Origin of the sequence: Leclercia sp. M50, from assembly GCF_037150775.1 — a bacterium.
Classification (GTDB): Bacteria; Pseudomonadota; Gammaproteobacteria; order Enterobacterales; family Enterobacteriaceae; genus Enterobacter.
In genome coordinates this window covers 1-13,676 of sequence record NZ_JBBCPK010000101.1, presented here as the reverse complement: position 1 = coordinate 13,676, position 13,676 = coordinate 1, and the positions used below count along the sequence as shown (strand labels likewise).

The 13,676-nt window shown below is 52.3% G+C and carries 12 protein-coding genes; 4 read left to right on the top strand and 8 right to left on the bottom strand.

The genetic code is table 11. The annotated features are described in order from the left end of the window. Window positions 1-168: 168 nt before the first annotated feature. On the top strand, window positions 169-465 hold the full coding sequence (locus tag WFM46_RS19640) for a YciI family protein (RefSeq protein WP_032611245.1): 297 nt from the start codon (window positions 169-171) through the stop codon (window positions 463-465). Between the two features lie 36 nt (window positions 466-501). On the opposite strand, the gene leuE is transcribed toward WFM46_RS19640, so the two are convergent. Further along, window positions 502-1,137: a leucine efflux protein LeuE gene (gene leuE / locus WFM46_RS19635; RefSeq protein ID WP_336998308.1), complete on the bottom strand. Its 636-nt coding sequence runs from the start codon at window positions 1,135-1,137 to the stop codon at window positions 502-504. A 66-nt stretch (window positions 1,138-1,203) separates the two neighbouring features. Then, window positions 1,204-1,377: a YciY family protein gene (locus tag WFM46_RS19630; protein WP_139156347.1), complete on the bottom strand. Its 174-nt coding sequence runs from the start codon at window positions 1,375-1,377 to the stop codon at window positions 1,204-1,206. A gap of 142 nt (window positions 1,378-1,519) precedes the next feature. Between WFM46_RS19630 and cls the strand changes: the two genes are divergently transcribed. Both cls and WFM46_RS19620 read left to right on the top strand, forming a co-directional pair. After that, on the top strand, window positions 1,520-2,980 hold the full coding sequence (gene cls / locus WFM46_RS19625; protein ID WP_103179911.1) for a cardiolipin synthase: 1,461 nt from the start codon (window positions 1,520-1,522) through the stop codon (window positions 2,978-2,980). Between the two features lie 33 nt (window positions 2,981-3,013). Next, window positions 3,014-3,343, top strand: coding sequence for an HI1450 family dsDNA-mimic protein (locus WFM46_RS19620; protein ID WP_103179912.1), 330 nt, complete (start codon window positions 3,014-3,016; stop codon window positions 3,341-3,343). Window positions 3,344-3,386: 43 nt separating this feature from the next. Here WFM46_RS19620 and oppF read toward each other — a convergent pair whose 3' ends face one another. The 6 genes from oppF to WFM46_RS19590 form a co-directional block, all read right to left on the bottom strand. Next, entirely contained in the window at window positions 3,387-4,391 is a 1,005-nt protein-coding gene (gene oppF, locus WFM46_RS19615; protein ID WP_103179913.1) for a murein tripeptide/oligopeptide ABC transporter ATP-binding protein OppF, read from the bottom strand. After that, window positions 4,388-5,401, bottom strand: a complete 1,014-nt coding sequence (locus WFM46_RS19610; RefSeq protein WP_336998307.1) for an ABC transporter ATP-binding protein — start codon at window positions 5,399-5,401, stop codon at window positions 4,388-4,390. The genes oppF and WFM46_RS19610 overlap by 4 nt, the downstream gene beginning before the upstream one ends. A gap of 11 nt (window positions 5,402-5,412) precedes the next feature. Continuing rightward, on the bottom strand, window positions 5,413-6,321 hold the full coding sequence (gene oppC / locus WFM46_RS19605) for an oligopeptide ABC transporter permease OppC (RefSeq protein ID WP_103179915.1): 909 nt from the start codon (window positions 6,319-6,321) through the stop codon (window positions 5,413-5,415). Between the two features lie 14 nt (window positions 6,322-6,335). After that, window positions 6,336-7,256, bottom strand: coding sequence for an oligopeptide ABC transporter permease OppB (gene oppB, locus WFM46_RS19600; protein WP_103179916.1), 921 nt, complete (start codon window positions 7,254-7,256; stop codon window positions 6,336-6,338). 85 nt (window positions 7,257-7,341) lie between these two features. After that, window positions 7,342-8,973: an oligopeptide ABC transporter substrate-binding protein OppA gene (gene oppA, locus WFM46_RS19595; protein WP_114314720.1), complete on the bottom strand. Its 1,632-nt coding sequence runs from the start codon at window positions 8,971-8,973 to the stop codon at window positions 7,342-7,344. 772 nt (window positions 8,974-9,745) lie between these two features. Continuing rightward, window positions 9,746-10,393 carry a YchE family NAAT transporter gene (locus WFM46_RS19590; RefSeq protein WP_103179918.1) on the bottom strand — a complete coding sequence of 216 codons (648 nt, stop codon included), beginning with the start codon at window positions 10,391-10,393 and terminating at the stop codon, window positions 9,746-9,748. A gap of 476 nt (window positions 10,394-10,869) precedes the next feature. Here WFM46_RS19590 and adhE point away from each other — a divergent pair, with 476 nt between their 5' ends. After that, a complete protein-coding gene (adhE, locus tag WFM46_RS19585) occupies window positions 10,870-13,548 on the top strand; it encodes a bifunctional acetaldehyde-CoA/alcohol dehydrogenase (protein WP_336998306.1) in 2,679 nt (892 codons plus the stop codon). Window positions 13,549-13,676: the final 128 nt, after the last annotated feature.

Sequence of the window (13,676 nt, the reverse complement as noted above, 5' to 3'; positions counted from 1 at the left end):
CAATCATATTCAATAAGCCAGTTAAACTTCGCCCGATTTTACCGTCCAGCTGGCGAAAAAAAGGCACATCAGGCGCAAGGTTTTAACAATGTTGCCATCTTTACATTGCAGTCACCTGCACTTTCACATAACGTAATTCCCACTTTATATCGGTTAAGGAGCTCCGCTGTGCTTTACGTGATTTTTGCTGCAGATGTCGCTGATTCTCTGGAAAAACGTCTCTCCGTACGCCCTGCCCACCTTGCGCGCTTACAACTACTGCATGACGAAGGCAGATTATTGACCGCAGGCCCGATGCCTGCCGTCGACAGCAACGATCCGGGTGCGGCGGGATTTACCGGCTCGACGGTGATTGCCGAATTTGAATCGCTCGAAGCGGCACAGGCCTGGGCGCAGGACGACCCGTATGTGGCGGCAGGCGTGTATGATAACGTCGTAGTGAAGCCGTTTAAAAAAGTTTTCTAGGATAAAAAAAGGCTCCGTACCAGGAGCCTTTTCTTATTAGTTCAGCGATGCCAGCCGCGCCGCAAAGCCAACAAACAGTAATCCAATTAAACCATTTCCCAGCTTCGCCAGTTTCTTTTTGGTTTTCAGGTAGCGCGTAACAAACGCGCCGGAGAAGATCAGGAAGCTCATATAGATAAAACTTATGATTTCCAGCGTGACCGCGAGGATCATAAAAGCGACGCCGGTGTGCTTCGCGTGAACGTCAATAAACTGCACAAAGAATGAGACATAAAACAAAATCGCCTTCGGGTTGGTCATACTCAGCACCAGCGAGCGTTTCATTATGGTTTTAGCCGGTTCGAGACCGCCAGCCTCGCCCTGCTGTGTATGCCTTATTACCGACCAGAGCATTTTGCCGCCCAGCCATAACAGATAGAACGCCCCGAGATAGCGCACAATATTAAACAGCATTGGCGTGGTCTGGATCAGCGCCGCGACCCCCGCCCATGCCAGAAACATCAGTACCGCATCGCCAATAAATACGCCACTGGCGGCAAGATAGCCCTTTTTCACACCGTGACCAATACCGGTTTTTAAAACGAATAAGGTATTAGGCCCAGGAACCAGAACAATAAAAATAGCCCCGACAACATAGGTCCAGAAATTCAGTACACCCAAATCCGCAAACACCTCATCCTCCTTTTTGACGTAGCGAATAAAAAACATCGGGCACCTCTGTGGGTGCCCTTGTGTCATTCAGTAATCCTGAACGGCGAACAGCAACGCATTGCGATGACGGTTCATACTGCATTTTCTGATGGCGTGGATACGCATATTACGGCGGGATTGTGCTTCCAGCCAACGCGCTTTGCGACGACTTGTCTGTCGCAACATGCGCCAGCGCCCTACTTCTGTTCTACTGCGCTTCATGTTACCAACTCTTCACAAAACAGAGCGTTCATTATAGTCCCTTGCCTGCGGCAGACCAGCGCTTTTATCTGGCGTTTTTATTTGCCAGAAAAATCCTGACGCGTAAACTCTTAACAATACGCTTTCAAAAGGATTTTTTATTATGACAACCTTCTACACCGTGGTGAGTTGGCTGCTCATTCTGGGATACTGGCTGTTAATCGCAGGGGTAACATTACGCATCCTGATGAAGCGCCGAGCCGTTCCCTCTGCCATGGCATGGCTGTTGATTATTTATATCCTGCCGCTGGTCGGCATCATTGCGTATTTATCCTTTGGCGAGCTTCACCTCGGTAAACGCCGGGCCGAGCGTGCCCGGGCGATGTGGCCCTCCACGGCGAAATGGCTGAACGATCTGAAATCCTGCAAACATATTTTTGCCGAAGAGAACAGTGACGTCGCCGCGTCGTTATTTAAGCTCTGTGAGCGCCGCCAGGGGATTGCCGGGGTGAAAGGCAATCAGCTGCAATTGATGACCACCTCTGATGACGTGATGAACGCCCTGATCCGCGATATTCAGCTGGCGCGGCATAATATCGAGATGGTGTTTTATATCTGGCAGCCCGGTGGCATGGCCGATCAGGTAGCTGAATCCCTGATGGCCGCGGCACGCCGGGGGATCCACTGCCGTCTGATGCTCGACTCCGCCGGTAGCGTGAATTTTTTCCGCAGCAACTGGGCATCCATGATGCGCAATGCCGGTGTGGAAGTGGTCGAAGCGTTAAAGGTTAACCTGATGCGTGTGTTTCTGCGCAGGATGGATCTGCGCCAGCACCGCAAAATGGTGCTCATCGACAACTACATCGCCTATACCGGCAGCATGAACATGGTCGACCCGCGCTTTTTTAAACAGGATGCCGGTGTGGGTCAGTGGATCGATCTGATGGCGCGCATGGAGGGCCCGGTCGCCACCGCGATGGGGATCGTCTACTCCTGTGACTGGGAGATTGAAACTGGCAAACGCATTCTGCCCCCGCCGCCGGATGCCAATATCATGCCGTTTGAACAGGCCAGCGGGCACACTATTCACACTATCGCCTCCGGACCGGGCTTCCCGGAAGATCTGATCCATCAGGCGTTATTGACCGCCGCCTATTCCGCCCGCGAATACCTGATCATGACCACCCCCTATTTCGTGCCGAGTGACGATCTGCTCCACGCTATCTGCACCGCCGCCCAGCGCGGGGTCGACGTCAGTATCATCCTGCCGCGCAAGAACGATTCGGTGCTGGTGGGCTGGGCCAGCCGGGCCTTTTTCAGCGAACTGCTGGCAGCCGGGGTGAAGATTTACCAGTTTGAAGGTGGGCTGTTGCATACCAAGAGCGTGCTGGTGGACGGTGAGCTCAGCCTGGTGGGAACAGTGAACCTCGATATGCGTAGTCTGTGGCTCAATTTTGAGATCACGCTGGTGATCGACGATACCGGTTTTGGGGGCGATCTGGCGGCCGTGCAGGATGATTATATCTCGCGCTCCCGCCTGCTGGATGCCCGTCTGTGGATGAAAAGGCCGCTATGGCAGCGAATTGCCGAACGACTGTTTTACTTCTTTAGTCCGTTGCTGTAAAACGTGCCCAACGATGTTAAACAGGTAGTCATCATGGAAATGGATCTGAACAATCGCCTGACCGAAGACGAAACGCTCGAGCAGGCCTACGATATCTTTCTGGAACTGGCCGTCGATAATCTCGACCCGGCTGACGTGATTCTCTTTAATTTGCAGTTTGAAGAGCGTGGCGGCGCCGAGCTGTTCGATCCGTCTGAAGACTGGGCTGAACATGTCGATTACGACCTGAACCCGGACTTCTTCGCCGAGGTGGTAATTGGCCTGGCGGAGACCGACGGGGGCGAGATCAATGATATCTTTGCCCGCGTTCTGCTGTGTCGTGAGAAAGACCACAAGCTGTGCCACATACTCTGGCGCGAATAAAAAAAGGCTGCGATTGCAGCCTTTTTTATTGCCTTTTACCCGGTCAGAGCGGGTCAACCTTCAGGCAGGAGACCGCATGGCGGAAGCTGCCCTCCAGCACCGGACGCGTTTTCGCGCACTCCGGCCCGGCAATCGGGCAGCGGGTACGGAACACGCAGCCAGACGGCGGGTTGATGGGCGACGGCAGTTCCCCTTCCAGCAGCTGAATGGTTTTATTCTGCTCCAGGTCAGGATCCGGCACCGGCACGGCAGACATCAGCGCTCTGGTGTAAGGGTGTAACGGGTTATGATACACCTCATCATAGGTGCCCAGCTCCACCGCATGGCCCAGATACATCACCAGTACGCGATCGGAAATGTGCTTCACCACCGCCAGGTCATGGGCGATAAAGATCAGTGACAGCCCCATCTCACGCTGCAGTTTTTGCAGCAGGTTAACCACCTGCGCCTGAATCGACACGTCCAGCGCGGAGACCGGTTCGTCACAGATAATCAGCTTCGGCTCAAGGATCAGCGCGCGGGCAATGCCGATACGCTGGCACTGGCCGCCCGAGAACTCGTGCGGATAGCGGTTAATGAGGTTCGGCAGCAAACCGACCTTCATCATCATCGCCTTGACGCGGTCGCGCACTTCGGTACGCGGCATCTTCGGATGGTAGGTGCGCAGCGGCTCAGCGATGATCTCGCCAATGGTCATACGCGGGTTCAGTGACGCCAGCGGATCCTGGAAAATCATCTGAATGTCGCTTCGGACCTCGCGCCACTCTTCCGGCTTCATCCCCAGCAGATCTTTACCCAGCCAGGCGACCTTGCCGCCAGTGGCTTTGACCAGGCCGATGATCGCGCGGGCAAAGGTGGATTTGCCGCAGCCCGACTCCCCCACTACGCCAAGGGTCTCCCCCTCGTAGAGACGCAGGGTGACGCCGTCAACCGCTTTCAGGGTTTTCGCCGGTTGCCAGAACCACTGCTTGCCGTCTTTGATGTCGAAGTGCACTTTCAGATCGGCGATTTCAAGCAGAACATTTCTTTTTTCGTCAATGGCTGTCATACCAGCTCCTCGTACGGCTTAAAGCAGGCACGCAGACGGCCTGGTGCAAACTCTTCCAGCGCCGGCGCGCTGTTACAGATTTCCATCGCGTGCGGACAGCGCGGCTGGAACGGGCAGCCTTTCGGCAGACGCAGCAGGTTGGGCGGGTTGCCAGGAATGGTCAGCAGCGACTCCCCTTCCGCATCAAGACGCGGTACCGCATTCAGCAGGCCAATGGAGTACGGGTGCGCCGGATGATAGAAGACATCTCGCGCTTTACCGTACTCCATGGTACGCCCGGCATACATCACCAGCACTTTGTCGCAGATCCCGGCCACGACGCCCAGATCGTGGGTAATCATGATGATCGCAGTATTAAACTCGCGCTTCAGCTCGTTCAGCAGGGTCATGATCTGCGCCTGAACGGTCACGTCCAGGGCGGTGGTCGGTTCATCGGCAATGAGCAGTTTTGGCCGGCACAGCAGCGCCATCGCGATCATCACGCGCTGGCGCATCCCGCCGGAGAACTCGTGCGGGAACATGCGCATACGCTTACGCGCTTCCGGCATTTTTACCGCATCCAGCATCTTAACCGACTCTTCAAACGCTTCGGCTTTGCCCATCCCCTTGTGCAGCATCAGCACTTCCATCAGCTGCTCGCCCACACGCATGTACGGGTTCAGGGAGGTCATCGGATCCTGGAAAATCATGGATATCTGCTCGGCACGCAGCTTGTTAAGCTCGTTCTCCGGCAGGTTAAGGATCTGCTTACCGTTAAAGGTGGCAGAGCCGCCGATAACGCCATTCTGTGCCAGCAGCCCCATCAGCGCGAACGCCGTCTGGGATTTACCGGAACCGGATTCACCCACGATACCCAGCGTTTCGCCAGCACGCAGGCTGAAGTTAAGATCGTTTACCGCAGTCACATCGCCATCAGGCGTTTTAAAGGTGACGCGCAGATCTTTCACATCCAGCAGAAGGTTACCCTGCTGATGCGCTTGTGGGGCAGATGCCGTTTCAATAATAGTCATGGCGGCACTCCTTAACGGTCTTTCGGATCGAGGGCATCACGCAGGCCATCGCCGATAAAGTTGAAACAAAACAGTGTCACCACCAGGAAACCCGCCGGGAACAGCAGCAGCCACGGTGAAACTTCCATAGAGTTGGCGCCATCGCTCAGCAGCGCACCCCAGCTGCTCAGCGGCTCCTGGGTACCCAGGCCGAGGAAGCTCAGGAAAGATTCAAAAAGGATCATGCTAGGTACCAGCAGGGAGGCATACACCACCACCACACCCAGCACGTTTGGCACGATATGACGGACCACGATATTACCGGTCGAAACCCCGCCCACCTGCGCCGCTTCGATAAACTCTTTGCGCTTCAGGCTCAGGGTCTGGCCGCGCACGATACGCGCCATATCGAGCCAGGAGACCATGCCGATAGCCACAAAGATCAGCAAAATGTTCTGGCCAAAGAAGGTTACCAGCAGAATGACGAAGAACATAAACGGGAAGGAGTTGAGGATCTCCAGAATACGCATCATCACCGAATCGACCTTGCCGCCGAGATAGCCGGAGAGCGATCCGTATAACGTACCCAGAATCACCGCAACAAAGGCTGCTGCGATCCCTACCATCAACGAAATGCGTCCACCGATGGCCACACGGACCAGCAGGTCACGTCCGGACGAGTCGGTACCAAAGTAGTGGCCCGATTCGGTATCCGGCGCGCTGGACATCATGCCCCAGTCGGTATCGAAGTAGGTGAACTGCGACAGCATCGGCGCGAGCGTTACAAACAGGGCGATAAGGACCAGGACAATCAGGCTGGCAACCGCAGCACGGTTATGCATGAAGCGACGGCGTGCATCCTGCCAGAGGCTGCGCCCCTCCACTTCGAGTTTTTCACTGAAGTTTTCCAGCGCCTCGCTGTTTTTCTTACTTAACATCATGGCGAGCTCCAGTGTCAGTAGCGGATTTTCGGATCGATAACGGCATAGAGCACGTCGACGATCGCGTTAAAGAAGATGGTGAGCGCGCCAACGAGAATGGTCAGACTCAGTACCAGTGAATAGTCGCGGTTAAGGGCGCCGTTAACGAACAGCTGACCAATACCCGGCAGACCATAGATGGTTTCGATAACCATTGACCCGGTGATAATCCCGACGAACGCAGGGCCCAGATAAGAGAGCACCGGCAGCAGCGCAGGTTTTAACGCATGACGGAAGATGATGCGGCGCATCGGCAGCCCTTTGGCCCGGGCAGTACGGATGAAGTTCGAGTGCAGCACTTCAATCATTGAACCACGGGTGATACGCGAAATACTGGCGATATAGGCGAGAGACAACGCGACCATCGGCAGGATCATAAATTTCAGCGCCCCGCCATTCCAGCCGCCGCCGGGCAGCCATTTCAGGGTGATGGCAAATATCATGACCAGCAAGGGGGCCACGACAAAACTCGGTATGACGACACCGGTCATTGCCACCCCCATAACGGTGTAATCCCATTTCGTGTTCTGGTTAAGCGCGGCAATAACGCCCGCCGTGACGCCAAGAATAACGGCCAGTAAAAACGCCGCGGCGCCTAATTTCGCCGAAACGGGGAAGCTGGACGCCACCAGATCGTTTACGGAATAATCTTTATATTTAAACGACGGACCAAAATCACCGTGGGCCAGCTGTTTCAGATAGTTGAAATACTGGGTGGAGATAGGATCGTTTAAATGATATTTCGCTTCGATATTCGCCATAACTTCTGGCGGCAGCGTACGTTCACCGGTGAATGGACTTCCCGGCGCGAGACGCATCATAAAGAAGGAGATCGTGATAAGAATGAATAGCGTTGGGATCGCTTCAAGACAGCGACGTAGGATAAATTTCAACATTGCCTGTACCTTCTGGCGTGTGCCTATATAATATTACGATGAGTAGACACCGTGGGGCAGACAGCGCCCGCCCCACTCATTGCCATTAATGCTTGATAATATACAAGTTTTTAACGTAGATATTATCCATCGGGTCTTTCCCGGTATATCCACCTACCCACGGTTTCACCAGACGGGCGTTCACGTAGTAGTAAACCGGTACGATCGCAGAATCTTTGTCGAGCTGCTGTTCCGCTTTCGCGTACAGATCGGCGCGCTGCGCTTCGTCAGTCACTTTCAGGGTATCGCCGATCAGCTTATCGAACTCTGCGCTCTTATAGTGCGCGGTGTTGTTCGAGCTGTCGCTCAGCATGGTGTTCAGGAAAGAGGTCGGCTCGTTGTAGTCCGCACACCAGCCGGCACGCGCCACATCAAAGGTGCCCTGATGGCGGCTATCCAGGAAGGTTTTCCACTCCTGGTTTTCCAGCTTCACGTTCACACCCAGGTTTTTCTTCCAGATGGAAGAGACTGCGATAGCCAGTTTCTTATGCAGATCGGAGGTGTTATACAGCAGGCTGAAGGTCAGCGGCTTGTCTGCGGTATAACCCGCTTCGGCCAGCAGTTTCTTCGCTTCTGCATTACGCTGTTCCTGGGTCATTTTGAACCATTCTGGCTCGGTCAGCTTCGCACCATCGGTGTACGGTGGGGTGTAGCTGTACGCTGGCAGGTCGCCCTGGTTTTTCACTTTGTTGACGATGATATCGCGATCCAGCGCCAGCTTCAGGGCGGTACGAACGCGAACGTCAGTGAATGGCGCTTTCTGGTTGTTGATTTCGTAATAATAGGTGCAGAGGTACGGGTCAACGTGTACTTCAGCAGGGATCTCTTTCTTCAGCTTCTGGAACAGTTCAATCGGCATGTTGTTATAGGTCATGTCGATTTCGCCGCTGCGGTAGCGGTTAACGTCAGTCACTTCAGAAGAGATTGGCAGGTAGGTGACCTGGTTAATGACGGTTTTCGCGTTATCCCAGTAGTTGGTATTACGCTCCAGGTCGATACGTTCGTTAACGACCCAGGCTTTCAGCTTGTAGGCGCCGTTAGTCACGATATTGGCGGGCTGAGTCCACTTATCGCCAAATTTTTCAACCGCGGCTTTTGGAACCGGGGAGACGGACGGGTGAACCAGCAGCTTATAGAAATAAGGGACCGGCTCGCTCAGGGTAACTTCGAACGTATTGTCATCGATCGCTTTTACGCCGAGATCGGTAATCGGTTTTTTACCGGTGATGATGTCATCGATATTGGCGATGTGGCCATACTGCAGATAGCTCGCATACGGTGAGGCAGTATTAGGATCTGCCAGACGCTGCCAGCTATAAACGAAATCGTGAGCGGTAACCGGGGAACCATCGGACCATTTCGCGTCTTTACGCAGGTGGAAGGTCCAGACTTTAAAGTCTTTGTTTTCCCATTTTTCAGCTACACCCGCAACCGGGTGGCCGTTTACGTCAGTGACCAGCAGACCTTCGAACAGATCGCGGTTAACGTTAGACTCCGGTACACCTTCAATCTTGTGCGGATCCAGAGACTGAACCTCAGCACCGTTGTTACGCACCAGCGTTTGCTTCTCCGCCAGTTGAACTCCAGCAGGGACGTCAGCAGCCATTGCAACGTTGCCTGCGATTAGCGCAGTTAAAATCCCCGCAGCTACCAGACTTTTTTTTGTGATGATGGACATTGTGTTGATACTCCACTCTTTATAATTACTGGTTTTTACCAGCCTGTTTAATTCCCCTTTTTAGGGGTTCCCTGACAACGTAGGAGTTTATGCTGCCGTCAGGCGTTTTTTACTTCTCGCTATCACCGACTTTACTATTACTGGCGGCTCGTCTGGCCGCCTTGCGTCGATTTGTGACATGCCTCCCCTGCCGAGGCATGTATTAATTCTTATAGGTCAAAATCGTTAATGAAAAAGATTCTCAACTAGAAGAATTACGCTGAAATGGAATGGCCGGAAAGTACCAAATGAGTTACTTAGGTGCCAATACATTTTGCAAATTTGTTAACCAATTCTCTTTTACGGAAGGAACCGTCATGCCGTGGCCTGCTATGTCGCGCACCGAAAAAGAAAAAAGTGACCAATATTCAATGAGATGAAGATAGTGTTATGGATGAGCGCACCGCGATGCCAGAAGCGCTCTCTTTTTTGTACAAAAAATTAACAACTGTCTATTATTTAGCACATTCATCTAAATCATTCAGCAAATTACTAATATCATCTCAGTAATCTTGCAGCAAGCCCCAGAGTATTGTGTGAGTAAAATAACAGACGTATTGCGCGGTTTATGAGCAGGTGAGCGGCATGGGAACAGGCAAGTGATTGAAAATGAACAAAACAAAATTATTAATAAAATTTATTATAGTTAAAGCGATTTTCAACTTTCATTATATGATTTGCTGATAATGACAAAAAAAGCGGAGCCCAGGGCTCCGCTTTTTCATTTGAAGGATTAACCTAATAACCCCGGAAAGATTGATTTCAGACCGGTTACAATAAATTCAATCCCTAGCGCCATCAGCAGCAGCCCCATAATACGGGTGATAACGTTAATGCCTGTCTGGCCCAGCAGGCGTACCAGCCACGGCGCAATACGGAATACCCCCCAGCAACAGAAGGCAAACAGAGCAATGGCGATCGAAAAGCCAATCAGATGCATCAGGTTATGGTAACGCGTTCCCCATACGATGGTAGAACTGATAGCCCCTGGCCCTGCCATCAAAGGCAACGCCAGCGGCACCACGCCAATGCTCTCGCGGATGGCGGTTTCTGATTTCTCCTGCTTGTTCTGTTTGTCCTCACCCAGCTTGCCGCTGATCATTGACATGGCAATGGTGACTACGAGGATCCCACCGGCAATTCTGAACGAATCGATTGAGATGCCAAAAATTTGCAATATTGAGTCCCCAAGATAGAGCGACGTCAGCAGGATGATGGCCACAGACAAATTTGCCGTCAGGTTGGTTTTATTCCTGGCAAGGGCGGTTTGATAGCTGGTCATACTGATGAAGACGGGAATAATACCCACCGGGTTCACCAGCGCGAACAGACCGATAAAAAACTTAAAATAGGTTGGGAAATCAAAGAGCGATAGGCTCACTGTTAGCTCCGCTGATTAGCAAGTCTCAATATAAAATGTGGCATCCACAGTAACCGCGCAGACGATACGCCTTTTATGCCGCCAGTTCACCACAATAATGCTAAATATGGTGATGTAACGCTGTAAAATATTTGTGTACTTTATACGTTGTTATGGTTCAATTAGTTTTGCAATTATTTAACAACTGACGAAATGCCCTAAAATACCCCTGCTGAAAGGTATCAGCTTATGGATAAATTGATACAGATCATGTTTTCGGTACTCAGAAGTGAGTAATCTTGATTACGCCACCAGGGAGACTCAGAGTCTGAACGTAGGCTACTGATGGGAGGCTCTTTTAGTAAATCAGGGGAACGATAAAAACATTAACACCTTGTTTTTACGTAAGTTAAGCAAGTGGCAATGACGCTGACTATACTGTTTTCGTGTCGAGCAGCTGATTTACTAAAAGAGTTTAACATTATCAGGAGAGCATTATGGCTGTTACTAATGTCGCTGAACTTAACGCACTTGTAGAGCGCGTAAAAAAAGCCCAGCGTGAATATGCCAATTTCACCCAAGAACAGGTTGATAAAATCTTCCGCGCCGCCGCTCTGGCTGCTGCAGATGCTCGAATCCCTCTCGCTAAAATGGCCGTTGCCGAATCTGGTATGGGTATCGTCGAAGATAAAGTGATCAAAAACCACTTTGCTTCCGAGTATATCTACAACGCCTATAAAGACGAGAAGACTTGTGGCGTTCTGTCTGAAGATGACACGTTCGGTACCATCACCATTGCTGAGCCAATCGGCATCATCTGCGGTATCGTTCCAACCACCAACCCAACGTCTACTGCTATCTTCAAATCGCTCATCAGCCTGAAGACGCGTAACGCGATCATTTTCTCTCCACACCCACGTGCTAAAGATGCCACCAACAAAGCTGCAGATATCGTTCTGCAAGCGGCGATCGCTGCGGGTGCACCAAAAGACCTGATCGGCTGGATCGATCAGCCTTCCGTGGAGCTGTCTAACGCTCTGATGCACCACCCGGACATTAACCTGATTCTGGCAACTGGTGGCCCAGGCATGGTTAAAGCGGCCTATAGCTCCGGTAAACCGGCTATCGGCGTAGGTGCGGGTAATACCCCTGTTGTTATCGACGAAACCGCCGATATCAAACGTGCTGTTGCCTCTGTACTGATGTCTAAAACCTTCGATAACGGCGTAATCTGTGCTTCCGAGCAGTCCGTTGTGGTTGTTGACTCCGTATACGATGCCGTTCGCGAACGTTTCGCCAGCCACGGCGGCTACCTGCTGCAGGGTAAAGAGCTGAAAGCGGTTCAGGACATCATCCTGAAAAATGGTGCACTGAACGCCGCCATCGTAGGTCAGCCAGCGTATAAAATTGCTGAACTGGCAGGTTTCACCGTTCCAGCCAGCACGAAGATCCTGATTGGCGAAGTGAATATCGTTGACGAAAGCGAGCCGTTTGCGCACGAAAAACTCTCTCCGACGCTGGCAATGTACCGCGCGAAAGATTTTGAAGAAGCGGTTGTTAAAGCGGAGAAACTGGTAGCTATGGGCGGTATCGGTCATACCTCCTGCCTGTATACCGACCAGGACAACCAGCCAGAACGTGTTGCTCACTTCGGTCAGATGATGAAAACAGCACGTATTCTGATTAACACCCCTGCTTCTCAGGGTGGTATCGGTGACCTGTATAACTTCAAACTCGCGCCTTCCCTGACTCTGGGTTGTGGTTCATGGGGTGGTAACTCCATCTCTGAGAACGTTGGTCCTAAGCATCTGATCAACAAGAAAACCGTTGCTAAGCGAGCTGAAAACATGTTGTGGCATAAACTTCCGAAATCTATCTACTTCCGCCGTGGCTCCCTGCCAATCGCGCTGGATGAAGTGATTACTGATGGCCACAAACGTGCGCTCATCGTGACTGACCGTTTCCTGTTCAACAACGGCTACGCAGACCAGATCACCTCTGTTCTGAAAGCGGCTGGCGTGGAAACTGAAGTCTTCTTCGAAGTTGAAGCTGACCCAACCCTGTCCGTTGTTCGCAAAGGCGCAGAGCTGGCAAACTCCTTCAAACCAGACGTGATCATCGCGCTGGGTGGCGGCTCCCCAATGGACGCAGCCAAAATTATGTGGGTAATGTACGAGCACCCAGAAACGCACTTCGAAGAGCTGGCGCTGCGCTTTATGGATATCCGTAAACGTATCTACAAGTTCCCGAAAATGGGCGTGAAAGCGAAAATGATCGCCGTCACCACCACTTCCGGTACCGGTTCTGAAGTGACGCCGTTTGCTGTTGTTACCGACGATGCAACAGGTCAGAAATACCCGCTGGCAGACTACGCTCTGACCCCGGACATGGCGATTGTTGACGCCAACCTGGTCATGGACATGCCGAAATCACTCTGTGCATTCGGTGGTCTGGATGCGGTAACTCACGCCCTGGAAGCTTATGTTTCTGTACTGGCGTCTGAGTTCTCTGACGGTCAGGCTCTGCAGGCACTGAAACTGCTGAAAGAGAACCTGCCAGCCTCTTATAACGAAGGCTCTAAAAACCCGGTTGCCCGTGAGCGTGTGCACAGTGCTGCCACCATCGCCGGTATCGCGTTTGCTAACGCCTTCCTGGGTGTGTGTCACTCCATGGCGCACAAGCTGGGCTCTCAGTTCCACATTCCTCACGGTCTGGCGAACGCCCTGCTGATTTCTAACGTTATCCGTTACAACGCTAACGATAACCCGACCAAGCAGACGGCATTCAGCCAGTACGACCGTCCGCAGGCTCGTCGTCGCTACGCAGAAATTGCTGACCACCTGGGCCTGAGTGCTCCTGGCGATCGTACTGCTGCGAAGATCGAGAAACTGCTGGCATGGCTGGAAAGCCTGAAAGCAGAACTGGGTATTCCTAAGTCTATCCGTGAAGCTGGCGTTCAGGAAGCTGACTTCCTGGCACACGTAGACAAGCTGTCTGAAGATGCCTTTGATGACCAGTGTACCGGTGCGAACCCGCGCTACCCACTGATCGCAGAGCTGAAACAGATCCTGCTGGATACCTTCTATGGCCGCGAATACACTGAAGGTGTGGTTGCTGCACCGGCAGCTGTAGAAACGCTGGTAAAAGCGGATAAGAAAGCGAAGAAAAGCGCTTAATTAATCGCTCAATAAAAAACCCGCTTCGGCGGGTTTTTTTATGTCTCTTTTCCAGCGCAAATAGCGACAGACGAACTGGACCGTTAACGACGACTGGCTTCCTGAATCGCCGTCAGAGAGCCTGTTAC

Excerpts from the sequence above, each read along its gene's own strand:
- adhE (WP_336998306.1), top strand. The coding sequence starts at position 10,870 with ATGGCTGTTACTAATGTCGCTGAACTTAACGCACTTGTAGAGCGCGTA.
- WFM46_RS19610 (WP_336998307.1), bottom strand. The coding sequence starts at position 5,401 with ATGACTATTATTGAAACGGCATCTGCCCCACAAGCGCATCAGCAGGGT.
- oppF (WP_103179913.1), bottom strand. The coding sequence starts at position 4,391 with ATGACAGCCATTGACGAAAAAAGAAATGTTCTGCTTGAAATCGCCGAT.
- oppA (WP_114314720.1), bottom strand. The coding sequence starts at position 8,973 with ATGTCCATCATCACAAAAAAAAGTCTGGTAGCTGCGGGGATTTTAACT.
- cls (WP_103179911.1), top strand. The coding sequence starts at position 1,520 with ATGACAACCTTCTACACCGTGGTGAGTTGGCTGCTCATTCTGGGATAC.
- oppB (WP_103179916.1), bottom strand. The coding sequence starts at position 7,256 with ATGTTGAAATTTATCCTACGTCGCTGTCTTGAAGCGATCCCAACGCTA.
- WFM46_RS19620 (WP_103179912.1), top strand. The coding sequence starts at position 3,014 with ATGGAAATGGATCTGAACAATCGCCTGACCGAAGACGAAACGCTCGAG.
- WFM46_RS19630 (WP_139156347.1), bottom strand. The coding sequence starts at position 1,377 with ATGAAGCGCAGTAGAACAGAAGTAGGGCGCTGGCGCATGTTGCGACAG.
- oppC (WP_103179915.1), bottom strand. The coding sequence starts at position 6,321 with ATGATGTTAAGTAAGAAAAACAGCGAGGCGCTGGAAAACTTCAGTGAA.